General features: G+C 60.1%; 22 protein-coding genes and 1 tRNA gene. 14 read left to right on the top strand and 9 right to left on the bottom strand.

Annotated features, from left to right (window positions below; translation table 11 throughout):
• Positions 1-54: 54 nt before the first annotated feature.
• From serS to ACT54B_RS12435, 4 genes are all read left to right on the top strand, one after another.
• Positions 55-1338 (top strand): serine--tRNA ligase, encoded by a 1284-nt coding sequence (serS, locus tag ACT54B_RS12450; RefSeq protein ID WP_476045258.1) that lies wholly within the window; start codon positions 55-57, stop codon positions 1336-1338.
• Between the two features lie 29 nt (positions 1339-1367).
• Complete coding sequence (surE, locus tag ACT54B_RS12445; RefSeq protein WP_476045256.1) at positions 1368-2138, top strand: 5'/3'-nucleotidase SurE; 771 nt, start codon at positions 1368-1370, stop codon at positions 2136-2138.
• Entirely contained in the window at positions 2135-2788 is a 654-nt protein-coding gene (locus tag ACT54B_RS12440) for a protein-L-isoaspartate(D-aspartate) O-methyltransferase (protein ID WP_476045254.1), read from the top strand. The genes surE and ACT54B_RS12440 overlap by 4 nt, the downstream gene beginning before the upstream one ends.
• A gap of 254 nt (positions 2789-3042) precedes the next feature.
• The gene (locus ACT54B_RS12435; RefSeq protein ID WP_476045252.1) at positions 3043-4608 is read left to right on the top strand and encodes a peptidoglycan DD-metalloendopeptidase family protein; all 1566 of its coding nucleotides are present in this window, start codon (positions 3043-3045) and stop codon (positions 4606-4608) included.
• 54 nt (positions 4609-4662) lie between these two features.
• On the opposite strand, the gene ACT54B_RS12430 is transcribed toward ACT54B_RS12435, so the two are convergent.
• Positions 4663-5535 carry an ATP-binding protein gene (locus ACT54B_RS12430; RefSeq protein ID WP_476045251.1) on the bottom strand — a complete coding sequence of 291 codons (873 nt, stop codon included), beginning with the start codon at positions 5533-5535 and terminating at the stop codon, positions 4663-4665.
• A gap of 213 nt (positions 5536-5748) precedes the next feature.
• On the opposite strand from ACT54B_RS12430, the gene yajC reads away from it, so the two are divergent.
• The 5 genes from yajC (at position 5749) to ACT54B_RS12405 (ending at position 10534) form a co-directional block, all read left to right on the top strand.
• Positions 5749-6093 carry a preprotein translocase subunit YajC gene (gene yajC / locus ACT54B_RS12425; protein WP_476045250.1) on the top strand — a complete coding sequence of 115 codons (345 nt, stop codon included), beginning with the start codon at positions 5749-5751 and terminating at the stop codon, positions 6091-6093.
• A gap of 46 nt (positions 6094-6139) precedes the next feature.
• Positions 6140-8689 carry a protein translocase subunit SecDF gene (gene secDF / locus ACT54B_RS12420; protein ID WP_476045248.1) on the top strand — a complete coding sequence of 850 codons (2550 nt, stop codon included), beginning with the start codon at positions 6140-6142 and terminating at the stop codon, positions 8687-8689.
• Positions 8689-9075, top strand: a complete 387-nt coding sequence (locus ACT54B_RS12415) for an Mth938-like domain-containing protein (protein WP_476045247.1) — start codon at positions 8689-8691, stop codon at positions 9073-9075. The genes secDF and ACT54B_RS12415 overlap by 1 nt, the downstream gene beginning before the upstream one ends.
• A gap of 4 nt (positions 9076-9079) precedes the next feature.
• Positions 9080-9934 (top strand): phytoene/squalene synthase family protein, encoded by an 855-nt coding sequence (locus tag ACT54B_RS12410; RefSeq protein WP_476045246.1) that lies wholly within the window; start codon positions 9080-9082, stop codon positions 9932-9934.
• Between the two features lie 132 nt (positions 9935-10066).
• On the top strand, positions 10067-10534 hold the full coding sequence (locus tag ACT54B_RS12405) for a hypothetical protein (RefSeq protein WP_476045245.1): 468 nt from the start codon (positions 10067-10069) through the stop codon (positions 10532-10534).
• Between the two features lie 65 nt (positions 10535-10599).
• Here ACT54B_RS12405 and trmFO read toward each other — a convergent pair whose 3' ends face one another.
• The 3 genes from trmFO to ACT54B_RS12390 all read right to left on the bottom strand — a co-directional run bounded on the left by trmFO (position 10600) and on the right by ACT54B_RS12390 (position 12840).
• Positions 10600-12024, bottom strand: a complete 1425-nt coding sequence (trmFO, locus tag ACT54B_RS12400) for a methylenetetrahydrofolate--tRNA-(uracil(54)-C(5))-methyltransferase (FADH(2)-oxidizing) TrmFO (RefSeq protein ID WP_476045244.1) — start codon at positions 12022-12024, stop codon at positions 10600-10602.
• Positions 12025-12131: 107 nt separating this feature from the next.
• Positions 12132-12275 carry a DUF1127 domain-containing protein gene (locus ACT54B_RS12395; RefSeq protein ID WP_183366257.1) on the bottom strand — a complete coding sequence of 48 codons (144 nt, stop codon included), beginning with the start codon at positions 12273-12275 and terminating at the stop codon, positions 12132-12134.
• 418 nt (positions 12276-12693) lie between these two features.
• Entirely contained in the window at positions 12694-12840 is a 147-nt protein-coding gene (locus ACT54B_RS12390) for a DUF1127 domain-containing protein (protein ID WP_476045243.1), read from the bottom strand.
• A 740-nt stretch (positions 12841-13580) separates the two neighbouring features.
• On the opposite strand from ACT54B_RS12390, the gene ACT54B_RS12385 reads away from it, so the two are divergent.
• The 4 genes from ACT54B_RS12385 (at position 13581) to tig (ending at position 17149) form a co-directional block, all read left to right on the top strand.
• Positions 13581-14705, top strand: a complete 1125-nt coding sequence (locus ACT54B_RS12385) for a DUF2157 domain-containing protein (protein ID WP_476045242.1) — start codon at positions 13581-13583, stop codon at positions 14703-14705.
• Between the two features lie 2 nt (positions 14706-14707).
• A complete protein-coding gene (locus ACT54B_RS12380) occupies positions 14708-15289 on the top strand; it encodes a GDYXXLXY domain-containing protein (RefSeq protein WP_476045240.1) in 582 nt (193 codons plus the stop codon).
• Between the two features lie 111 nt (positions 15290-15400).
• Positions 15401-15485: transfer RNA gene (locus ACT54B_RS12375), tRNA-Leu, on the top strand.
• Positions 15486-15664: 179 nt separating this feature from the next.
• Entirely contained in the window at positions 15665-17149 is a 1485-nt protein-coding gene (gene tig / locus ACT54B_RS12370) for a trigger factor (protein WP_476045239.1), read from the top strand.
• A gap of 87 nt (positions 17150-17236) precedes the next feature.
• Here tig and sthA read toward each other — a convergent pair whose 3' ends face one another.
• From sthA to ACT54B_RS12345, 5 genes are all read right to left on the bottom strand, one after another.
• Complete coding sequence (gene sthA, locus ACT54B_RS12365) at positions 17237-18667, bottom strand: Si-specific NAD(P)(+) transhydrogenase (protein WP_476045238.1); 1431 nt, start codon at positions 18665-18667, stop codon at positions 17237-17239.
• A 195-nt stretch (positions 18668-18862) separates the two neighbouring features.
• Positions 18863-19681, bottom strand: a complete 819-nt coding sequence (radC, locus tag ACT54B_RS12360; RefSeq protein ID WP_476045237.1) for a RadC family protein — start codon at positions 19679-19681, stop codon at positions 18863-18865.
• A 61-nt stretch (positions 19682-19742) separates the two neighbouring features.
• Entirely contained in the window at positions 19743-20579 is an 837-nt protein-coding gene (map, locus tag ACT54B_RS12355; protein WP_476045603.1) for a type I methionyl aminopeptidase, read from the bottom strand.
• 39 nt (positions 20580-20618) lie between these two features.
• A complete protein-coding gene (gene sfsA / locus ACT54B_RS12350) occupies positions 20619-21338 on the bottom strand; it encodes a DNA/RNA nuclease SfsA (protein WP_476045236.1) in 720 nt (239 codons plus the stop codon).
• Between the two features lie 24 nt (positions 21339-21362).
• Positions 21363-23210, bottom strand: coding sequence for a PHA/PHB synthase family protein (locus ACT54B_RS12345; protein WP_476045235.1), 1848 nt, complete (start codon positions 23208-23210; stop codon positions 21363-21365).
• Between the two features lie 246 nt (positions 23211-23456).
• Between ACT54B_RS12345 and ACT54B_RS12340 the strand changes: the two genes are divergently transcribed.
• On the top strand, positions 23457-23777 hold the full coding sequence (locus ACT54B_RS12340; RefSeq protein WP_476045234.1) for an SHOCT domain-containing protein: 321 nt from the start codon (positions 23457-23459) through the stop codon (positions 23775-23777).
• Positions 23778-23832: the final 55 nt, after the last annotated feature.

Here is a 23832-nt window from a genome sequence, read left to right as displayed (position 1 = left end):
GATACCGGCGCCGCCTTTGCCGTGTCCGGTCCACTGAAACGACTTGGAACGACGATGCTTGATATTAAATGGATACGCGAAAATGCCGCCGAGCTGGATGCAGCGCTTGCCAAGCGCGGTGCAGAGCCGTTGGCTGCCGAACTGATTGCTCTGGACGAAAAGCGCCGCGCGGCGGTGCAGTCGCTTCAGGACATGCAGTCCCGGCGGAATGCCGCATCCAAGGAAATCGGCGTCGCCATGGCGCAGAAGGATGGGGCACGCGCGGACGCGCTGAAGGCTGAGGTCGCCGAATTCAAGACCTCCATGCCGGCCATGGAAGAGGAAGAGCGCAATCTCACGGCCGCGCTGAATGACGCCTTGTCGCGTATTCCCAACATCCCTCTGGACGATGTGCCGGTCGGCAAGGACGAACACGACAACGTCGTGGCACGCATGCATGGGGAAAAGCCCGCATTTGCCTACAAGCCGCTCGAACATTTCGAGATCGGCGAAGGCTTGGGCTACATGAACTTCGAGGGGGCGGCCAAGCTCTCCGGCGCCCGCTTTACCGTTCTGTCCGGTCCGCTCGCGCGGCTTGAGCGCGCGCTCGGCCAGTTCATGATGGACACGCATACGACGGAGCACGGCTATACGGAAGTCAATCCGCCGCTTCTCGTCCGTGACGATGCGATGTACGGCACGGGCCAGCTGCCGAAATTCTCGGAGGATCTGTTTCAGACGACGGATGGTCGCTGGTTGATCCCCACCGCCGAAGTTCCGCTGACCAATCTGGTCTCCGGCGATATCATCGAGCAGGACAAGCTGCCACTGCGCTTTACCGCCTTGACCCCTTGCTTCCGCTCGGAAGCTGGATCGGCAGGGCGCGATACGCGCGGAATGCTGCGCCAGCACCAGTTCATGAAATGCGAGCTTGTCTCGATCACCGATGCGGAAACCGCTGTTGCCGAACATGAACGGATGACGGCGTCTGCCGAAACAATCCTGAAGCGCCTCGGCCTGCATTTCCGCACCATGACGCTGTGCACGGGCGATATGGGCTTCGGATCGCGCAAGACTTACGATATCGAAGTCTGGCTCCCCGGTCAGGACGCCTATCGCGAGATCTCCTCCTGCTCGGTTTGCGGCGATTTCCAGGGGCGGCGCATGAACGCCCGCTACCGCGCCAAGGACGACAAGGCGACCCGTTTCGTGCATACCCTGAACGGCTCTGGCGTGGCGGTCGGCCGCGCTCTGATCGCAGTCCTCGAGAATTACCAGAACCCGGACGGTTCCGTGACCGTACCCGACGTGCTGGTGCCCTATATGGGTGGAACGAAGGTGATCACCAGAGCTGCCTGAGCGGTTCCGGATAGCAAAGGGCGGGCCTGATGAGAATTCTTCTGACCAACGACGACGGCATTCATGCCGAAGGCCTGGCAGTTCTGGAGCGTGTGGCCCGCCAGTTTTCCGATGATGTCTGGATCGTTGCACCGGAAACGGACCAGAGCGGTCTTGCGCATTCGCTCACGCTGTCGGAGCCGCTGCGTCTCCGGCGGATCGGGCCCACGCGCTTCGCCCTGAAGGGCACGCCGACCGACTGCGTGATCATGGGCGTGAGAGAGGTGCTCGACACGCCTCCGGACCTCATCTTGTCCGGTGTGAATTCAGGGTCGAATATCGCGGATGACGTGACCTATTCCGGCACGGTTGCAGGCGCCATCGAGGGCACGTTGCTGGGTATACCGTCCATCGCTCTCTCACAGGCCTATATTCCGAATTCGGGGCGGACGATTTCCTGGAAAAATACCGAGAAATTCGCCCCCGGCATAATCCAGCAGCTGCTCGATGGCAAACCGGGCCGAGGTACCCTGGTCAATATCAATTTCCCGCACTGCCTGCCCGAAGAGGTGAGGGGTGTCTCCGTCACCCGGCAGGGCAAGCTGGATCACGGGCTGGTCATCGACGAACGCGCCGACGGTCGCGGCTTTCCCTATTACTGGTTACGCTTCGGTGAGCGGAAAGGCGCTTTCGAAGAGGGGACGGATATTCATGCTCTACGCAACAACCGCATTTCGGTCACGCCCCTGAAGCTCGATCTGACCGATTACGACGCGATCGGCCAGCTGGGTGCCCAGTTCGGTGCGGGGGGAACAGAATGAACGCCCGTGTGGCCGAGAAGGAAGGATTTGCCGCGCTTGTCCTTCGTTTGCGCGCCGAAGGCGTCAACGATATCGATCTGCTGACTGCGGTAGAGCAGACACCCCGGACCCAGTTTGTTCCTTCCGCCTTTACCTCGTCCGCCTATTCCAGCCGGACGATCCCCATCGAATGTGGATCGTTCATGGAAGGTGCGGACCTCGCGGTTCGCATCGTTGACCGCTTGAAGCTCAAGGCAGGACACCGGGTTCTGGAAATCGGGACCGGAAGCGGTTTCACTGCGGCGGTCATGGCGCGGCTTGTCGAGCGCGTGCTGACGGTTGACCGCTATCGAACCCTGACAGCCGAGGCGCAGAAAAGGTTCGATGACCTCGGGCTCAGGAATATCATCGTACGCCACGCCGATGGCAGTGCAGGCCTTCAGGGCGATGGCACCTTCGACCGTATTCTCGTGACCTGCGCCTTTCCCTCCATGCCTCGCTTCTATGCCGAGCAACTCGTTTCTGGCGGTTCCATGATTGCGCCTCTTCTCGTCGGGGAAGATCGGTGCCAGATGGCTCGTCTGACAAAGGTCGGCAGTCGGTTCGAAACGGAAATCCTTTTCGACGCGCCCTATCTTCCGATCGTGTCCAAGCTTTCTTCCCACCTCTGAACGCATCGGTTGCAGCGGATGCGAGGTGTGACCCTGCGGGTCCCTCGCTCTCCGCAACGGCCTTCAAGGCGCCTGCAAACACGTTTTCTTAACCGAGCCGGGCTGTGTTTGCGTGGGAATTCAGCAGGTTGAGATTAGATTATAATCAAAAAATCCACGCATGCCCTTCATGCAGGTACAGACCCTTAACCGCATAGTAACACTAACGCGCTTTAATCATATCCAAGAGTTCGCGTAATTGGTGGGTGCGAGTCATGCGTGTTTGGGTTTCGGGAAGGGTAGGCAAGTCCACGGCAAAGGCCATGGTTGCCATGCTGCTCGCCGGTTCTGCGGCGGGGTGCAGCTCGGATGTCAGCCGGTTCGGCGGACTGTTTTCATCGTCGTCTTCCAATCCGGATACGATCACGACCAGTGCGATTCCGCAGCGCCATATAACGGGCCTGAACGGCGAAGCGCCCATTCCGCGGCAGGACATCGGCTCCTACACCGGCCAGGCGGCCCAGGGGCAAGTCTACCAGCAGCAGCCGGTCTACACCGCCAGCGCCCGCAATGATGCGCTCAGCCAGCCCATGCCGGGCAAGGTCTATGACAACGTAACCACCGGCACGACCTCGGTATCCCAGGCCCGCCTTGCCTCGACACCCGTGACCGTGGAGAGAGCGACGCTGGCCGCACCTGGAGAAAAGGTGGCGCTTGCGCAGCCGCTGCCGTCCAAGCTGTCGGACAAGCCCAAGCTTGCAGACGTCCCGTCAAAGTCAGGCTGGAGCGCGAACGGCGCCCCGACCGTCACCTTGAGGCCGGGTGAAACCATCGGCGGCCTGTCCCGTCGTTATGGCGTTCCTGAAAAGGAGATCCTGCGGGTCAATGGTCTTGCCTCTGCCGGTCAGGTCTCCGTCGGACAGCAGATCATCATCCCCACATTCGGCAAGGCGCCGAATGCCGCCAAGGGATCGGCCCAGGTCGCGGATCTGCCCGCCGGCAAGCTTCCGCTGCCCGGCAAGGAGCCGACCAACGACGTGGCGACCCTGCCGGCAGGAAATACGCTTCGCGTCAAGCAGACGGCCGAGGGTGCCAAACTGCCCCAGCCTGCCGCAGGTGGCGGCGATGAAGGCTCCTACACCGTCAAGCCCGGTGACTCTCTGGCGAAAATCGCCAAGGCCACCGGTACGCCGATCGATGCCCTCAAGGCTGCCAATGGTCTTTCTGCCTCCACCATTCGCGTGGGGCAGGTGCTGAAGCTGCCGGGCAAGGGTGGCGTTCCTGCAACCGCCGATGCGGCAGATGCTGTGAAGACTGCCTCCATTCCCGCGAAAGCGGCGCCGGCTGCGGTCGCCCAGCCCAAGCCCGCGGCGGAGCCCGCGTCCTACAAGCCTCCGGTCGCCAAGGAAACGGTCAGCGAAGCCGCCGCCAAGGGCGACGATGCGGAAGCCCCCGATCAGACGGGTATCGGCAAGTATCGCTGGCCGGTCCGTGGCGCCGTCATTGCCGGTTACGGCAGCAATGTCGAAGGCAGCCGCAACGATGGGATCGACATCTCTGTTCCGGAAGGCACGCCGATCAAGGCTGCCGAAAACGGCGTGGTCATCTATGCCGGGAATGGTCTGAAAGAACTCGGAAATACGGTTCTCGTCCGCCACGACGACGGCACGGTAACGGTCTATGGCAATGCAAACAGCCTGAACGTCAGCCGCGGCCAGAAGGTCCAGCGCGGTCAGACTCTTGCGGCCTCCGGCATGAGCGGAAACGCCAAACGGCCCCAGGTTCACTTCGAAGTCCGCAAGGATGCGACCCCGGTCAACCCGATGACCTTCCTGAACTGAGCGATCCTTCAGCCAAGATGAAGAGCCCGGCCTTGCGGTCGGGCCTTCTTGCTTTCAGTCCCTTTGCAGAACCTTGCGCTGCCGGCCGGCGAGATCCTGTATGTACTGCCAGGCAACGCGCCCGGAGCGTCCGCCCCGGGTAGTGGCCCATTCAAGCGCCTCCCGATGCATCTCGTCCCGAGTGAGTTCGAGCGCGTAATGGGCGGCATAACCGTCGATCATCGCGAGATAATCATCCTGGCTGCATTTGTGGAATCCAAGCCACAGGCCAAACCGATCCGACAGCGATACCTTCTCCTCAACCGCTTCCGATGGATTGATGGCGGTGGATTGCTCGTTCTCGATCATGTGGCGAGGCAGCAGGTGGCGGCGATTGGACGTTGCGTAGAACACTACATTGTCCGGACGCCCCTCCACGCCCCCGTCCAGGGCCGCCTTCAGCGATTTGTAGGACGAGTCGTCATGGTCGAAGGACAGGTCGTCGCAGAACAGGATGAAACGCTCGGGCCGTTCGCGGATGATCTCGAGCAAACCCGGCAATGTGGAAACGTCCTCCCGGTGAATTTCCACCAGCTTGAGGTCGGGGGATATGCTCTTGCGCACATCCGCATGGACGGACTTCACCAGCGAAGACTTGCCCATGCCGCGCGCGCCCCAGAGAAGGACATTGTTGGCGGCAAAGCCTTGGGCAAACCGTATCGTGTTCTCGTGAAGAATATCACGAACGCGGTCTACACCCCGGATGAGCGAAAGCGAAATGCGGTTCGGTTGGGGCACCGGCTGCAACCAGTGTCGCGCGGGCGACCACACGAAGCAGTCCGCCTTTGAAACGTCATTCTCGGCCGGACGGGGACCGGCCAGACGCTCCGTGGCATCGGCCAGGCGAGCGATCTCCTTCAGCAAGAGGTCCAGTTTGGCTTCATCCATGGTCCTGCTCCGATATTCGATGAGGGAAAAGCCGAATAATTTCCGTCGTGCCGATCCGCTACCATGGCCTTTCGGAACCGAAAAGGCTAAGAGCGCTGGAAACGGTACGGCTGCGCGCCCCGCCCAGTTGTAATCATGGCGTTCGTCGTTATATTCCGCCGGTCCGTGCGGAAGCGCGGCCACGCCTATTCTTTCAGATTCAGGAGCTCCTTGATGTTTTTCACCGAAGCCTACGCGCAGACTGCAACCGGCGAGGCCGCTGGCGGCATTTTCGGTTCGGGCATGGAAATGTTCGTTCTGTTCGTCCCGCTCATGGTCGTCTGGTACTTCCTGCTGATCCGTCCGCAGACCCAGCAGCGCAAGCGCCGTGAAGAAACGCTGAAGAACATCCGTCGCGGCGACCAGGTTGTGACCGGTGGCGGCGTTGTGGGCAAAGTCACCAAGGTGATTGACGACAATGAGCTTGAAGTGGAAATCGCCGATGGCGTGCGCGTTCGCATCGTTCGCACGTTCGTTGCCGATGTCCGCGTGAAGGGCGAACCGGTCAAGTCGGAATAATCGTCCGGACACAGGTCCGGCCGAACCTCAAGATATCGAGATACCCATGCTGTATTTTTCCCGGTGGAAAACCATCCTGATCTGGCTCGTCGTTGCGGTGTCAGCCGTCATATCGCTGCCCAATGCTCTCAGCAGCGACCTGCTGGCGACGTTCCCGAGCTTCATGCCGCAGAAGAAGGTAACGCTGGGTCTCGATCTGCAGGGTGGCTCGCACATCATGCTCAAGCTCGAGCGGGCCGATATCGTCAAGGAACGGCTTGAGACAACGGTGGGCGACGTCCGCCAGAAACTGCGTGAAGCAAATATTCGCTACACCGGTCTGGCAGGTGTCGGCCAGTCCGTTCAGGTCCGCATCAGTGATGTGAACCAGGTCGAAGCCGCCAAGGAAGCTTTGAAACCGCTGACGGCCCTCGTCAGCACGGGAAATCTGGGTGGAAGCATCCAGGAAGCAACCCTCGAAGACGGCACGGACGGGCTGCTGAAGCTCAATATTACCGATGACGGGATCGATTACCGTATTTCGGCGGCGGTTACGCAATCCATCGAAGTGGTTCGCCGGCGTGTCGACGAACTCGGCAATACGGAGCCGTTGATCCAACGGCAAGGCAAGGACCGCATCATCGTGCAGGTTCCGGGTCTGCAGGATCCGCAGCGCCTCAAGGCGCTGCTGAACCAGACGGCCAAGCTGACCTTCCGCATGGTGGACCTGTCGGTCCCGGTCCAGGAAGCCATCAATGGCCGTCCGCCGGCCGGAACCGAAGTTCTCTATTCGCCGGATGATCCGCCCGTGCCCTATGTGGTCGAGAAGCGGGTGCTGGTGTCTGGCGAAGACCTTGTCGACGCGCAGGCGAACATCAATCAGCAGAACAGTGAGCCGGTCGTCTCGTTCCGCTTCAACTCCAAGGGCTCGCTTCGCTTTGCCGAGGCCACCCAGCAGAATGTCGGCAAGCCCTTCGCCATCATTCTGGACAATCAGGTCATTTCCGCGCCGCGCATCAACGAGCCGATCATCGGCGGTTCCGGTCAGATCTCCGGCAATTTCACGGTCGAGACGGCCAATGATCTGGCCGTGCTTCTGCGCGCCGGCGCTTTGCCGGCGACGCTGACGGTGGTCGAGGAACGGACCGTCGGACCGAGCCTCGGTGCCGACTCCATCCATGCCGGTCTGGTTGCCGGTGCGATCGGGGCGGTCGCCGTCGTCGCCTTCATGCTAATTTTCTACGGTTTCCTCGGAATGATCGCAAACGTGGCCCTCGCGGCCAACGTGATCATGATGCTCGCCGTTCTGACGACGCTTGGATCGACGCTCACCCTTCCCGGTATTGCCGGTATCGTGCTGACCATGGGGATGGCCGTCGACTCGAACGTTCTCATTTACGAGCGCGTGCGCGAGGAAGTGCGCAACGGTCGCAGCTTCATTCAGGCTCTCGATCTCGGGTTCGAAAAGGCGCTGGCAACCATCGTGGATGCCAACCTGACGACGCTGATTGCCGCGGTCGTCCTGTTCTTCATGGGCTCCGGCCCCGTCCGCGGTTTCGCGGTTACATTGTCGGTCGGTATCGTAACCACCGTGTTCACCGCCTACACGCTCACCCGCTGGCTCGTTGCCGTATGGGTCAAGACGCGCCGTCCCAAGCACCTGCCGAACGGCGTTCGTTCCGGCATTCTCGATGGCACCAATATCGGCTTCATGTCTTTCCGCCGGTATACCTTCATCGTGTCGGCAGCGCTCTCCATTGCTTCGGTGGTCGGTTTCGCCACCATCGGCATGAACCTGGGGATCGACTTCAAGGGGGGCTCCATCATCGAGCTCAAGGCGAAGCAGGGCAATGCCGATCTGGGTGACATTCGCGAACGGTTGAGCGAGCTGAACCTCGGTGAAATCCAGGCGCAGGGTTTTGGCGATCCCGCCAGTGCCCTCGTGCGTGTTCAGGCGCAGGAAGGCGGCGAGAATGCAGAGCAATCCGCTGTCAATCTGATCCGCAGCGAGCTGGAAGAACAGTATGAATTCCGTCGTGTGGAAGTGGTCGGGCCCGCCGTCTCCGGCGAGCTGACAACCATGGCGACCCTCGGCGTGCTGGCGTCGCTCGGCGCGATTCTCATCTACATCTGGTTCCGGTTCGAATGGCAGTTCGCCCTCGGTGCGATCATCGCCACGCTCCATGACGTCATGCTCACGCTTGGACTCTTCGTCTTCACCGGCGTGGAATTCAACCTGACCAGCATCGCAGCGGTTCTGACCATCGTTGGCTATTCGCTGAACGACACCGTCGTCGTTTATGACCGCATGCGTGAAAATCTCCGCCGGTTCAAGAAGATGCCCTTGCCGTTGCTGATTGATACGTCGATCAATACGACGCTTTCGCGAACCATCCTCACGTCAGCAACCACGCTGATTGCGCTTCTGTCTCTCTGGCTGTTCGGCGGGGAAGTCATTCGCTCCTTCACCTTCGCCATGCTGTTCGGTGTGGCTGTCGGTACTTTCTCCTCGATCTATATTGCTGCACCGGTGCTGATCGCGTTCAAGTTGCGCACCGATGCCTTCGAGAAGAACGATGACGAAAAGGCGCCTGAGGTCGGCGAAGCGGCGGTCTGATGGCGCGGGGCATAGAAATCCGCGATGCCCATTTCCCGGGGCGCGCGCCCATCGATGCCTATGGCAACGGTGGATTTCGTTTCGCGGATATGTCCCATCGCGGGTCCATCCTCTGCCTTCCATCGGGGATTTACGGATGGGAGGCGGAAGAGGGCGGCGCGCTCACGGCTGATTTGTTCGCCAGGGTCCTCGCGGAGGCGGAAGGCATCGAAGTGCTGCTGGTCGGGACCGGCAAGGAACTGCGCCCCTTGCCTGCGCCCTTGAAGGCGGCGTTGCGGGAAAAGGGCATTGGCAGCGATCCGATGAGTACGGGGGCCGCCGTGCGCACCTTCAATATCATGCTGTCCGAGTCCCGCGCCGTGGCCGCGGCATTGATTGCGGTCTGACGCGATGAGCGACCCCGCGGACAATGCGGCACTCTGCCTGGCGTCTCTGCGCGAGCTGGATATCGATCGGTATCTTGCTGTCCTGTTGTCGCCGGAAGACAAACGCCGGGCATTGACCGCGCTCTACCTTTTCAATGCTGAACTGGCCCGTGTTCGCGATGTGGTGCATGAGCCTTTGCCGGGGGAAATTCGCCTTCAGTATTGGCGCGACCTGCTTGAGGGGCAGGCACATGGCGCAACCGCCGCCAATCCGGTTGCCGCCGAACTGCTGGAGGCCATTGACCGCCACCGGTTGCCGGTCCCTCCATTGGCGGCGATGACCGAGGCGCGGATCTTCGATCTGTATGACGATCCGATGGAAACCCTTGCCGCCTTCGAAGGCTATGCAGGCGAAACGGCGTCTTCCCTCCTGCAATTGGCCAGTCTGGTCGTGGATCCGGAGACGGCACCGTCCTGCGCGGAGATCGCAGGCCATGCCGGCGTTGCCCAGGCGGTCGCCGGCGCCTTGCTTCTTCTCCCGAACCACAGGGCGAGGGGACAGGTCTACTTTCCCCAACCGGTCCTGGCGTCGACCGGCCTCGACCGGGAGAGCTTTCTGGCCGGTGAAGAGACCGCCAAGGTCAAAGCTGCGATCCAGGCTTTCGCCGGTTATGGTCTGGATCACCTCGCCAAGGCGTCGTCGCCCGGACAGAGGCTGCCGGACAGCCTTGCCGCAGCTTACCTCCCGCTGGCACCCGTGCGGACGATGCTCGCCGCAGCCGCCAAGGATGGCGGGCAGGTGCTTGCCGGTCGGTTGAGGCCCGCCCAATGGCGGCGCCAGCTGTCCATGGCGATGTTTTTGTGGCGCCATCGCTTCTGACGCCGGACCGCTGGCCGCACCGGTTTCCCGACGGTTCAGGCGGCCTATATCCAACAGTTACAATCAAGCTTGGACTGCTAACGCAATCTCCAGATGAGCGGGTATGCTGATCGCCGCAGAGGAGTGCATTCGATGAGTTTTGGCATGCTGGTCTGGTCCATTTTGCTGGGGGGCATCTTCTGGGTGGCCTACCGGGCGAACCGGCTTGGTGAAAAATCGGAGGAGACGGGTTTTCACGATACGGGACTGGCCATCGTGGAATTTGGACGCGCTTTTCCCCACGAAGCAATCCGGCAGCTCCATGCGACAGCCAACGGCGAAGTGGTGTTCGTGCGCCTGCACGATAACAAGGCCGGCTTTATGCGCAGCATGCGCGGCCATTATTCCTGCCATTTGATTCACCCGGGCACCGTCCAGGTTTCCGGAACCCCGGATGGCCGCGGACTGCGCATCGATTTTGCCGATGCTCCCCACCACAGTGGCACATTCACGTTCGCGAATCCGGAAGATACGGCCGAAGTCTCGCTTTGGCTTCTCGGCAATTTCGTGCCGGAAAGCAGCAGGGCGCCCCTGCCGCACGGGCAGGGCTACCCCGTCTAGCGCGACCTTTACTGATCGCGGGACCATGCGCCTTTCATCAAGGCGCACGAAGGTCGAAATGGGTATCAGGCCTGCAAAAGGCCTTTCCCGAGCCATTCGCCACAGTGGTCCAGCGCCCGGCGCGCCAGTAGCTGGCGCTTGAAGACGGTCTTTTCTTTTCCGCGAAGACGCTTCGACCCGTCCGGACGCTGCATCGCCCCGGCCTCCAGTTCTGGAAAAAGACCGAAATTGATGTTCATCGGCTGAAAGGATCGCTTGCCCGGCTCGTCGTCCGAGATGATGTGACCGCCGGTAATGTGATTGAGCAGCGCGCCGAGTGCCGTGGTAGCAGGCGGCACCGATGGCTTGCCGCCCAGCCGTTCCGCCGCAGCGAAGCGTCCGGCAAGCAAGCCGATGCTGGCGCTTTCCACATAGCCTTCGCAACCGGTGATCTGACCGGCAAAGCGCAGACCTGGCCGCGTTTTCAGCGTCAGGGTGGAATCGAGCAAGCGGGGCGACTGTAAATAGGTGTTGCGATGCAGGCCGCCCAGTCGTGCAAACTCGGCATTCTCCAATCCCGGGATCATGCGGAAAATGTCGGCCTGAGCCCCATATTTCAGTTTGGTCTGGAAACCGACCATATTGTACAGCGTGCCGAGCGCATTGTCCTGCCGGAGCTGGACGACCGCGTACGGCTTCACGGTGGGATTATGCGCGTTCGTAAGGCCCATGGGCTTCATGGGGCCATGGCGCAAGGTTTCGCGGCCTCTTTCGGCCATCACTTCGATCGGCAGGCAGCCGTCGAAATACGGCGTGCCCTCCCATTCCTTGAAGCCCACCGCGTCGCCGGCAATCAGGGCATCGATGAAGGCAGCATACTGCGCCTCGTCCATCGGGCAGTTGATGTAATCCTTGCCGTTGCCCCCCGGTCCGACCTTGTCGTAGCGGGACTGATACCAGCATATGTCCATATTGATGCTGTCGCGATGGACGATGGGTGCAATCGCATCGAAGAAGGCGAGCGCCTCTTCGCCGGTTTCCTGCCGGATGGCCTCCGCCAGCGAGGGCGCGGTGAGCGGCCCCGTCGCAATGATCGCGCTGTCCCACTCGGCGGGCGGCAGCCCCGAAATCTCTTCGCGCACAAGCGTGATGAGGGGATGATCGGCAATCGCCGCCGTTACCGCATCGGAGAAACCGTCCCGGTCGACAGCAAGCGCACCGCCGGCCGGCACCTGATGGGAATCTGCGGCGCGCATGATCAGTGAGCCTGCCAGGCGCATCTCCGCATGGATGACGCCCACCGCATTGCTGGTTGCGTCATCGGAGCGGAAGGAGTTGGAGCAGACGAGTTCGGCCAGTCCGTCGGTTTTATGCGCATCGGTTCCACGAACCCCGCGCATTTCGTGCAGGATAACGGGAATACCCGCTTGGGCGATTTGCCAGGCCGCTTCCGATCCGGCCAGTCCGCCGCCGATCACATGGATGGGTTTTGAGTTCTGAGCGTGTGTCATGGGCGGCTGCTTATCACGGCAAAGAGTTGCTTCCAATCGCCCGGAATCAAAAACGGCGCCTCAGGGGCGCCGTCTTGAAGGGAAGTCGCTACGCAACACCCAAGCGATTAGCGGAAATTGCGAGCCGCGATGGAACGGATATCGTGGCGGGTGATGCCGATATCGTTCAGGGTCTGGTTGGAGAGCGAGCCCAGCTCGTTCAGCGTGCGGCGGTAGTTGATCCAGTTCTTGGCGGCGCGAATCGGGTTCATGGCGGTCATCCTTCGTTCAATCTCGGTGATGAAGTCTCGCTTCATCGTTTCGTTGCGTTTCTTATACACTCGTACAGGAGTGATGTGCACTGCAATATTCGCCGGGCTGATATGCATTTTCCGGATGCCCGGTTAATGCGGCTTGGGAGGATTGGGATCACTCCGGCGATCTGCGTATTGTCTAATCCGGAACCCGGGTCAAAAGCAGGCGCGTTTGCGTCTTTTTGGTGGATCCACAAGTCGCAATCAGAGCAAAACGACAATGTCGTATTGTTTCCCCTGCGCCATGTATCAGGTTTCTCTCATTTGCAGCCGTTTGCTGCATTTCAAACAAAAAAGAAGCGCCCCGGAGGAGGGGCGCTTCAGATGCGTATTTTTTATACCGATTTTGTGCCGTCAAAGACGGAAATCGGTGAAATCAGATGCCGACGGCTTCCTTGGCGACGCGGCGGATTTCCGAGCGGTGGATGCCCAGATCGTGCAGTTCGCGGTTGGACATGCGGCCGAGTTCGTTGATGGTCTGACGGTACTTGCGCCAGTTGCTGAAGCTACGTGCGATGTTCATGGTCGTCTTCCTTTTTCACATTGTAGGGCGGCGGTCTTGGGAGGCGCCTGCCGAATTCGTTGAACCCTATGTATGTTGCGACGCACAAAATGAACAGCGCTCTTCTGGCAGGTCACCTATGCACTAAATGCATGACCCCGTGAATTTCACGCCATACAGCCGTCACAAACCCTGAAATTCCCCGCCAGCCGGCCATGATTTGGGCCAAATGGTAAAATCAAGCGGCGTTTCCCAGGGTTTTCCCGTATTTGAAGACAAAAAAAGACCCTTCGACGCATGGTCGAAGGGTCTCTAGTCTGGGCCGGTCCCCGGGAGGAGAGGAAAAACCGGCCGTCGATGAAACCAGCCCGGGAGGAGGTAGGACGGTTTCAGAACGCTTGCATCCAGCGCGTGGATGCGAAAAATCGATAAGGAAGACTGACAAGACAGACAATTTTGCGCGAACACATTGGGAAGCGTCCACAAAATGCGCCGCGCACAAGGCAACCGGACTGGACGATTGCCATCCCCTGAACACTGGGGGCAGACATGCTACACATGCATATCTAAGCTTCGTATATGAGCCTGATTTGATTATTGCGTACATTCCTTGCCGAAAGCTTAACAAATCCTGTCCTGGAGGAGGTCCTTGCCCATTTTTTGTGCGCTCAGGGTTCATTTTTGAACATAGGCTCGACTGGTCTTCCGCAACCTCCGGCGATGCGTTAGCTTTTGCCTCAGCATCAGGAGGGGCGGAAGAGATGTATCGGGGCAGATTGAAACGGGATCTCGACCTTTGGGTCAGTCAGGGAATCATGCCGGCGGATGCGGCACAGGCGGCGCTCCGGGAATTCGATTCCCGTCCTCAGAGCTTTACCGTCGGTCGTGTCCTTGTCATGCTGGCTGCGGTGCTTCTCTCCGCTGCCATTCTGCTTTTCATTGCATCGAACTGGGAAGGGCTGGATCGCTGGCTTCGCGTCGGGCTCTTGCTCACGGCCGTCTGGGGCTTTCACGGGCTGGCGTCGTTTACGGCAGATCGCGGATCTTCCTACCTTCCGGGTCTGTTCCTGGTGTTGGGCACCGCTAGCTTCGGTGCGTCGATAGCGTTGATCGGACAGATGTTTAATCTCTCGGGAGACGGCATGTCTGCCGCCTTCCTCTGGTTCTCCATGGCCGCCGCGTCGACGCTGCTCTATCGCTCGGGCGCGCTTACCTATGTGACGGGTCTGCTTGCCCTCTTCCAGTTTGGCGTGATGGTTTCGGAGGCGAGGGGCGGACCGTCCAATCCCTGGTTCTATGTACCGCTCATTCAGGCTGTCCTGGTGATTGCCTTTGCCTATTACACCGGCGCTATGCGGGCGCGTCATCTGGCCTATGTCCTGCTCTTTTCCTGGATCGGTTGGATTTATATCGATCATCAACTGCCTGTAACCGGACCGGAAATTGCCCTTCTTGGCCTTGTTCTTTTCCTGGCAGCGGCCCTTCCTGTCTCTCCGCTTCACCGCCTGGCGCGCAATGCCGGCCCGGCGCCGGGCTTTTATGCCTTTGCCCTCACGCTTATGGGATTGTTGCTCTATCAGATCGACCGGGGCGATTTCTTCGGTTCGGGAGCGAGCACATTGGCGAATTCCTGGCCTGCCATCGCCAGTGCCGGTTTTGCCGTGCTGGCGATCGCGCTCGAGGGGCGCGACAATGGCGCCATCCGCTATTGCGGCTATGCCGTCTTCGCATTGGAGATTCTGTATCTCTCCATGGAAGTGGTCGGTTCTATCCTCGGCACTTCCGGCCTGTTCCTGGGAGCGGGGCTCATTTTGGCCGCGGTGGGCTGGCTGGTGATCAGACTTGAACGACGGTTCGCCGCAATCCATGCAGAAAGGGGAGCATGAGGATGGTTTACCCGACTGGGCTCTCGCGTCGGCGGCTCGTGATTGCCGCCATACTGGCCGCCACCATGCAGACCGGCATACTGGCTTCGATGATCCGGGAGGGCACTGCCATACTGGCAGACGGCGTTCCGGTGACGCTCAGGACCGTGCCCGTTGATCCACGCGACCTTTTTCGCGGGGAATATGTTGTCTTGAGCTACGACATTTCCCGGATTGAAAGCGGCCAAATCGTCGGCGATTGGCCACAGGCCACCGGAGACGCCATGCTTTACGTGGAACTGGCCCCCGAGGCGGATGGCGTCTGGCATCCGCTGATCGCATCCTTCTCCCCACTGGAGCCGGCAAAGGGCAATGTGGTCATCCGGTCCCATCCATTTTCCTACCTGCCGTCCTCGCCGCCGCCGTCTTCCTTCTCTCTCGAATACGGGCTGGAGCGATATTACGTGCCGGAAGGGCAGGGGAAGGAACTGGAGAAGGCGAGGAATGACAGCCGAATTCTGGTAGATGCGCGCATCATGCCGGATGGCACGGCTCGCATCGCATCGCTTCGCGTCGAACCGGAGCCTCCGAAGCCCGCGTCATGAGCGGGGTATAGGCTTCACCGAAGCGTCATTTTCCCTTTGCGCGCGTCAAAACGGGTGATATAGAGACGCCGCGCTCCGGAAGGCCTTTGCGCAGGCATCGGATTCATGGGCGCGGGTATGGTGAAATTGGTAGACACGCCAGATTTAGGTTCTGGTGCCGCAAGGCGTGGGAGTTCAAGTCTCTCTACCCGCACCAGAATAGCCGCTGGCCGCGACGGGGTGAAAGCCCGGTTCGCGGCAAAACCGTTCCGGCGCCATCTTGCTCGGGGCAAGATGTAAGGAATTTCTTCAAGAGGCCGCGCGGGAAAACCCGACGACGTGCCCACCGAACAACCGGCTGGCTGGGCACGGCCGCCATGAAATAAAGGTACGAACATGCAGGTAATCGAAACGCTCTCGGAAGGCCTGAAGCGCGAGTTGAAGGTCGTGATTCCGGCCAAGGACATGGAAGCCCAGATGAACGAACGTCTGGCTGACGTGAAGGACCGCGTGAAGATCAACGGTTTCCGTCCCGGCAAGGTGCCGGTCGGTCATCTGAAGAAGATGTACGGCAAGTCGATCATGGCCGAGCTGGTCAACGATATCGTCCGCGAACGTCCGACCGCGATCCTTTCCGAGCGTGGCGAAAAGTCTGCCACCCAGCCGGAAGTGTCGATGACGGAAGACCAGGGCGAAGCCGAGAAGATCCTCAGCGCCCAGGCAGATTTCGAATTCACCCTGTCCTACGAAATCATCCCGTCCTTCGAGCTGAAGTCTGTAGAAGGCCTCAAGGTCACCCGTGAAGTCGTGGAGATCGCGGAAGACGAAGTAACCGAGCAGATCAAGCGCATTGCCGAAAGCGCCCGTTCCTTCGAGCCGAAGAAGGGCAAGGCCGCCGATGGCGACCGCGTGACCATGGATTACCTCGGCAAGGTCGACGGCGAGCCCTTCGACGGCGGCAAGGATGAGGACGCACAGCTCGTTCTCGGCTCCGGCCGTTTCATCACCGGCTTCGAAGAGCAGCTGGTCGGCCTGAAGGCTGGCGATGAGAAGGTCATCACCGTAACCTTCCCCGCCGACTACCCGGCAACCAACCTGGCCGGCAAGGAAGCCACCTTTGACATCACCGTCAAGGAAGTCGCCGCTGCCGGCGAAGTCGAGATCAATGATGAACTCGCTTCGAAGCTGGGTGTCGAATCCGCCGACAAGCTGAAGGAAATCGTCCGCGGCCAGATCGAAGGCCAGTACAGCTCGGTTACCCGCCAGAAGGTCAAGCGTCAGATCCTCGACCAGCTCGATGGGCTGTACCAGTTCGAAACGCCTTCCCGCCTGGTTGACGCCGAGTTCGAAAACATCTGGCGCCAGATCAACACCGATCTCGCCCAGTCCGGCAAGACCTTCGACGATGAAGACACGACCGAGGAAAAGGCTCGCGAAGAATATCGCAAGCTCGCCGAGCGTCGCGTTCGTCTCGGCCTCGTCCTCTCCGAAATCGGCGAGAAGGCCGGCATCGAAGTTTCCGAGGACGAAATGCAGCGCGCTCTCTACGATCAGCTGCGCCAGTTCCCCGGTCAGGAAAAGGAGATCATCGAATTCTTCCGCAAGACCCCGGGTGCCGCCGCTTCGCTGCGCGCTCCGATCTTCGAAGAAAAGGTTGTCGATCACCTGCTGTCGCAGGTTGAAGTGACCGACAAGGTCGTTTCCAAGGAAGCCCTGATGGCTGACGACGAAGACGAGGCTTCTGAAGCCAAGTCCGAGAAGAAGGCTGCTCCGAAGAAGAAGGCTGCAAAGGCCGAAGCCGCTGCTGAAGGCGAAGAAGCCGCAGCACCGAAGAAGAAGGCTGCGCCGAAGAAGAAGGCTGCAGAAGACAGCGCCGAGTAATCGGCGCTTCCCTTCCGGGACATCGAAAAACCCGCTGGAGCGATCCGGCGGGTTTTTCATGCGATGAAGTGGGGGAAGGCGAAGCTGTTACGCGCTCTTCGCCGTGGTCTGTTGCTGCGGGCGCTCGATTTCGCCCATGCGGTTCCACGCATCGAGACCAGCGATCTTGTAGGCTTCGGCAAGCGTCGGGTAATTGAAGGTGTTTTCGACGAAATACTCGACGGTGCCCTTCAGGTTCAGAACAGCTTGTCCGATGTGAACGAGTTCGGTCGCACCTTCACCGACGATGTGGACGCCAAGCAACCGGCGGGTTTTCAGCGAGAAGATCATCTTCAGCATGCCATTGTCGAGACCCATGATATGGCCACGGGAGGTCTCGCGGAAGCGGGCAATACCGCATTCATAGGGAATGCCCCGCTGCTTGACTTCCTCTTCGGTCAGTCCGCAGGTGGATATCTCCGGGACGGCATAAATGCCGTAAGGGAAGTATTGCGGCGGATCCTGATACGGGGCGCCGACCGCATGTCGCGAGGCGATGCGCCCCTGTTCCATGGATGTCGACGCAAGGCTCGGGAAGCCGACCACGTCGCCGGCGGCGTAGATATGCGGCACATCCGTCTGGAAGGTTTCCGGGTTGACCTTCAGGCGACCGCGATTGTCGGCTTCCAGCCCGGCGGCTTCTAGATTGAGTGTATCGGTTGCGCCGACGCGACCGGCGGCAAACAGCACCATATCGGCATTCAGCGTGCGACCGTTCTGAAGCGTGACGCGGCATTTGCCATTGTCCAGCTTTTCCACCTGATCGGCAGTTTGCCCGAACAGGAGCTTCATGTTCCGGTCGCGCAGCTGGTAGGAAAAATCCTCCACGATCTCCTTGTCAATGAAGTCGAGCATGGTGTTGCGCGGTTCCACGACCGTCACAGCCGTATCGAGCGCCGAAAAGATCGTGGCATATTCGATGCCGATCACGCCGGCGCCGATCACCACCATCGAACGGGGCAGCTCCTGGATATCGAGAAGCTCGTCGCTGTCGAGCACGGATTTTCCATCAAAGGGAATGTTTGTGGGACGGTGAGGGCGGGTGCCGACGGCCAGCAGGATCGCAGCCCCATGCACGCGAACGACCTCGCCATCCGCCTTCTCCACCTCCAGCGTATGGCTGTCGATAAAGACGGCCTTGCCACGCATATGCTGCACCCGATTGCGGGCAAACTGGTGTTCGAGCACCTCGACTTCATGATCCAGCGTGATCAGCAGGCGACGGCGAAGATCCTCCGCGCTGATCTCCTGCTTGACGCGATAGCTGCGGCCGTAAAAGCCGCGCTCCCGCCAGCCGGTCAGATTGAGCGCCGTCTCGCGCAGTGTTTTCGAAGGAATGGTGCCGGTGTGAACCGATACACCGCCCACACGGGTGCCCTTTTCGATCACCAGCACCCGTTTGCCGAGCTTGGCAGCCTGAATGGCGCCGCGGCGACCTGCCGGACCACTTCCGACGACGATGAAATCGTAATGTATCATGAAGCTACCGAACCTTTTGACAGGAAGAGCAAGGACAAGGGGAAACCTCGTTGACTCTATGATTAATAGATCAAGATAACTGTTTCGTTAGCGACGCCTGCCTGAGCCTTGCGCCAACCCGCTTGACGTCTGTCATGTCCGGCCGTTCCAGGCCTGATTGGCCCGGCGAGAGCAGCGCGGATGATCACCAGCCGGTCAGATCATCCTGAGCCCGCGCAGGCTCGCATGGCCATCCCGGCCGATGATGACGTGATCGTGCACGGTGATGCCGAGCGGCATCGCAACTTCGATGATCGTCTTTGTCATATCCACATCCGCACGGGAGGGCGTCGGGTCACCGGAAGGGTGATTATGAACCAGAATGATTGCCGTGGCGGAAAGTTCCAGCGCCCGTTTGACGACCTCGCGGGGATAGACGGGCGTATGATCCACCGTACCGCGGCCCTGGATCTCGTCCGCAATCACCGCGTTCCGCTTGTCGAGGAAGATGATGCGGAAATGCTCGACAGGCTCATGGGCCATGATCGCATGGCAGTAATCGATCAAGGCAGACCAGGAGCTTAAGACTTGTTTGCCCCGTATTTCCCGCTTCAGCGTCCGGCTGGAAAGTGCCGCGAAGAGCTTGAGCTCCAGGGCGACCGTCTCGCCGATACCGTCAACTTCCTGCAGCAGCACCGGCGACGCGCCAAAGACGCCACCCAGTGTCCCGAAGCGGTCGATCAGCGCTTTCGCAATCGGTTTGGTGTCGCGGCGGGGAAGGAGACGAAAGAGGAAAAGCTCGAGCAACTCGTAATCGGCAAGCGCCGCTTCGCCTTGCTCACGGAACCGCTCGCGCAATCGTTCCCGATGTCCGTGATAATGGGCCGGGGCCGGACGATCACCACTTTCGTTCTTTCCGATGGGCGACTTCTGTCGATTGACGGATTCGAGGAAAAATCCCCTCTCGTCTCCTTCGCCGCCAGGGGGCAGGGGAAAGAGTTCGTCACCGGGCATCAGCGGCGGTCGGCGGCTCATGCTGGGGCCTCAACTCTTTCGCCCTGCCGGGCTGCAAGGGGAAAGTTCGAGGCCATGGCAGTCAGCCCTTGAGCGGAGGAAGGCCGGGCCGGTCGAGCCCCGCAGGCGAAAGAGTAAACACCTCGCAACCCGTTGCCGTCACCCCGACCGCGTGCTCATATTGCGCCGACAGCGATCTGTCGCGCGAAACCGCCGTCCAGCCATCCGACAGAACCTTCACATGCGGTCGACCGAGGTTGATCATCGGTTCGATCGTGAAGATCATGCCTTCGCGCAGTTCGGGACCTTCATCCGAGCGGCCATAGTGCAGGATATTGGGCGCATCATGAAACAGGCGACCGACGCCGTGCCCGCAAAAATCCCGCACCACCGAGCATCTTTCGGCTTCCGCATAGGTCTGAATGGCTTCGCCGATTGCCCCGGTCCGCGCACCGGGTCTGACGGCCGCGATGCCCCGGAGCAGGCATTCATAGGTGACTTCCAGCAGCCGCTCGGCGGCGCGTTTGATTTCACCCACCGGATACATCCGGCTGGAATCGCCATGCCAGCCATCCAGCACATAGGTCACATCGATGTTGACGATGTCGCCTTCGCGCAACGGCTTGTCATCGGGAATGCCATGACAGATGACGTGATTGATCGAGGTACAGCTGGATTTCGTATATCCCCGATAATTGAGCGTGGCCGGAAGTGCGCCGTGGTCCATGCCGAACTCGAACACGAAGCGATCGATGGCATTGGTCGTCACGCCGGGCTTCACCATCGGCACCAGGGCATCAAGGCAACGGGCCGTCAATTGGCAGGCTTTGCGCATTCCGTCGAACGCATCCGGCCCATATAGCCGTATGGCGCCCGTGTTGCGCATCGGCGCGGAAAATGCCTCGATGTAATTCACCATCACTCAATAACCCGGATCAAATCGCTGTTTCTTGTCTTTTCATAATGCAGGCATGGTGTCGTCGTCTATCGGGATTGCCTGAAGAGGCACAATTTCCAGCGCGTTGATACGGCATTTCACGGCATAGGCCTCCACGCCGCGTGCCTTTGCCCGTCTGAATGCCCGCCCGTAGACCGGGTCCAGATCTTCCGACAGCGCAAATCGCAGGCAATCTTCCCGCTGGATCAGGTAAAGCATCACCGCGCGGTGACCAGCCTCGGCCATGTCCCCCAGCTCTTCCAGATGCTTCGCGCCGCGCGCGGTGACCGTATCGGGAAATTCGGCCAGACCCGGCTTCCGGATAAAATGCACATTCTTGACTTCCACATAGGCCAGCGGCAGGCCGGCGCCGGACAGCAGAAGGTCGATCCGTGAATTTCTACCGTATTTCCGCTCCCGTTCCGTCCGTTCGTAGGTCGCAAGGGAAGGAATGAGCCCGGCACGGATGGCCTCTTCCGCCAGCCGGTTCGGCAAACCGGTATTGATGCCGACCAGCGTGCCATCCGCTTCGACGATCTCCAGCATGTGCCGGTATTTCCGGGTGGGACTGTCGTGTTCCGACATGAAAATGCGGGAGCCCGGCGCCGTGAGCCCCTGCATGGAACCGGTATTGGGGCAAGAGCCGGTAATGACCGAGCCATCGTCCAGTTCCGCATCGAAAAGAAAGCGCTTGTAACGCTGGATCAGGCGGCCGGAAACCAGAGGACGTTCAAACTGCACCGGAAGGGCCTGCGGTTTTCACGCTCATACGCGCGCCATGACATAGGAGCCCGGCGCTTCCTCGATGGCGTTCAGATGGCCGCCACCCGGCTGCCGCGCCTTGACCCGCCGGCCATCCTCCTTCTCGATCCAGGCATGCCAATGCGGCCACCAGGAGCCGGGCATTTCCTCAGCCTCTTCCAGCCAGTCTTCGTAAGCGCCTTGCACCGGGCCGCCGGTCCAGTACTGGTATTTGCCCTTGTCGGGCGGATTGACCACGCCGGCAATGTGCCCGGAACCGGTCAGGACAAAATCGACGCGCCCACCGAATTTCTGGGAGCCCAGAAACACCGAATTCGCTGGCGCGATGTGATCCTCGCGGGTCGCGAGATTGTAGATCGGTATCTTGATGTCTTTGAGGGAGACGGTCTTGCCCGCAAGCTTCATCTCGCCCTTCGACAGCGTGTTGTTGAGATAGCAATTCCGGAGATAGAAGGAATGATTTGCTGCCGGCATTCGCGTCGAGTCGGAATTCCAGTAGAGAAGATCGAAGGGCATGGGTTCCTGACCCTTCAGGTAATTGTTCACGAAATAGGGCCAGATCAGTTCGGACGAGCGCAGCATGTTGAAGGCTGCGGCCATCTTGGAGCCGTCGAGGTAGCCATGTTCCGCCATCCGGTCTTCGAGGGCCGAAAGCTGGTCCTCGTCGACGAAGACTTTCAAATCGCCCGCATGGGTGAAATCGACCTGCGTCGTAAAGAGCGTCGCCGAACGGATGCGACGGTTCTTTTCTTTCGCGTGTAGCGCAAGCGCCGCGGTCAGCAAGGTTCCCCCGACACAATAGCCGATGGCATTCACGTCCTTTTCGCCCGTCGATTTCTCGACGGTGGAAAGTGCAAAATCCACGCCTTCCCGAATATAGCTTTCCCAATCCTTGTCCCGATGCCGCTCATCAGGGTTCACCCAGGAAATCACGAACACCGTGTGCCCCTGGTCCACGCACCATTTGATGAAGGATTTCTGCGGGTTGAGGTCGAGAATATAGAATTTGTTGATCCAGGGCGGGCAAATCAGCAGCGGGCGCTTCAGAACGGTTTCGGTCGTCGGATAATACTGGATGACCTGACAGACATCACTCTGGGCGATGACCTGACCGGGGGTCATCGCAAGGTTCTTGCCCACCGCGAACTTGGTGGTATCGGTCTGCCGGATCCGGAGCTCTCCGCCGCCTGCCTTGATATCTTCCGCAAGCATCTGCATGCCCTTCACCAGGTTCGAGCCGGATGAGGAGACGGTTTGCCGGTAGAGTTCCGGGTTTGTTGCGATGAAATTGGCAGGCGACAGCGCCGCGGTCACCTGCTTCATGTAAAACTGCGCCTTGTGGCGGGTATGCTCGTCAAGCCCCTGCGTATCGGCAACCATGCGCTCCGCCCAATCCGCGGTGGCCATGTAGACCTGACGGATGACGTCGAAGAAAGGGTTCTTGACCCAATCCGCATCGGAAAAGCGCTTGTCCTTCAGAGGCGGCGAGGGGACGGCGGACGAAGGATCTTCCGAAAGCCTCTGGACGCTGCGGGACCATATCTGGAAATAGCTGCCGAGCAGATGGGTCTGGGCTTCGAGAACCCGGCGCGGGTCGGACATCCAGTATTCCGAGACCCGGGACAGGGTCTTCACCATGTCGGCCATGGGTTCCGAAACCGAATCGGCAACCTCGCCCTTTTCACGGGGCTCGATCCAGGCGGATGCGGCCTTGCCCAGATTTTCCACCATGCGCGCCACATTGATGGCCATCGCCTCTGGATCCTTGACGATATAGGGTTCTATCGCCTTGGGATCGATGGTGCCGAAGGTGGGCCCGCTGCCGGTGGCCTGTTCCGTCTTTTCGGTCACGCATTGTCCTCCCGGTGCATGATCCATCCATTTCCGTTTGTACATTCTGACCGAATTTGAATACAAGTACCAGCACGCGAGGTTTCAACTCTTGTCTAGGGTGCCAGGCGAACTGTTAAAGCGCAGGCTGTAAAGCGTCTGCGTTGGCAAGATCGAAACACGCAAAAGTTTCAACAAATACAGGCGCAGATCATGTTCAGGACAGCCGTTAAGACTCTTCTTCTCGCCGGTGCCGGATGTGCGGCCGTGGCGTGCAGCACGGCCACGCCGCGGACGGCCGCCCAGTATGCTCCGAAGGTCGTCGTTACCGGCACGCAGCCCGTATCCGCCGTCAAGCCAGCCATTGCCAATTCTGGCAACTATCCCACTTTCGGACCGCCGATCACGGCCGCCAACAGTCAGATGGACGATTCGGAGGCAACCCGTATCCAGGCCCAGATGGCCGGCCTGACCGCCTCTCGGCAGGCGGGCAAGATGACCGAAGCGGAATACCAGAAGCAGCTTGCCGATCTCCGGCTGCTCGCTGCCACTCATGGTGCCGCAATGCAGGCGAAGATCGCGAATTAAGGCTTGCCTTTCCGCGCCTTTCGCCGCAAACGTGCCCCCCAACGATTTGTGGCAA

The sequence above is a fragment of the Gellertiella sp. DMC107 genome (genome assembly GCF_056313605.1).
This window is presented reverse-complemented; position numbering and strand designations above follow the sequence as displayed.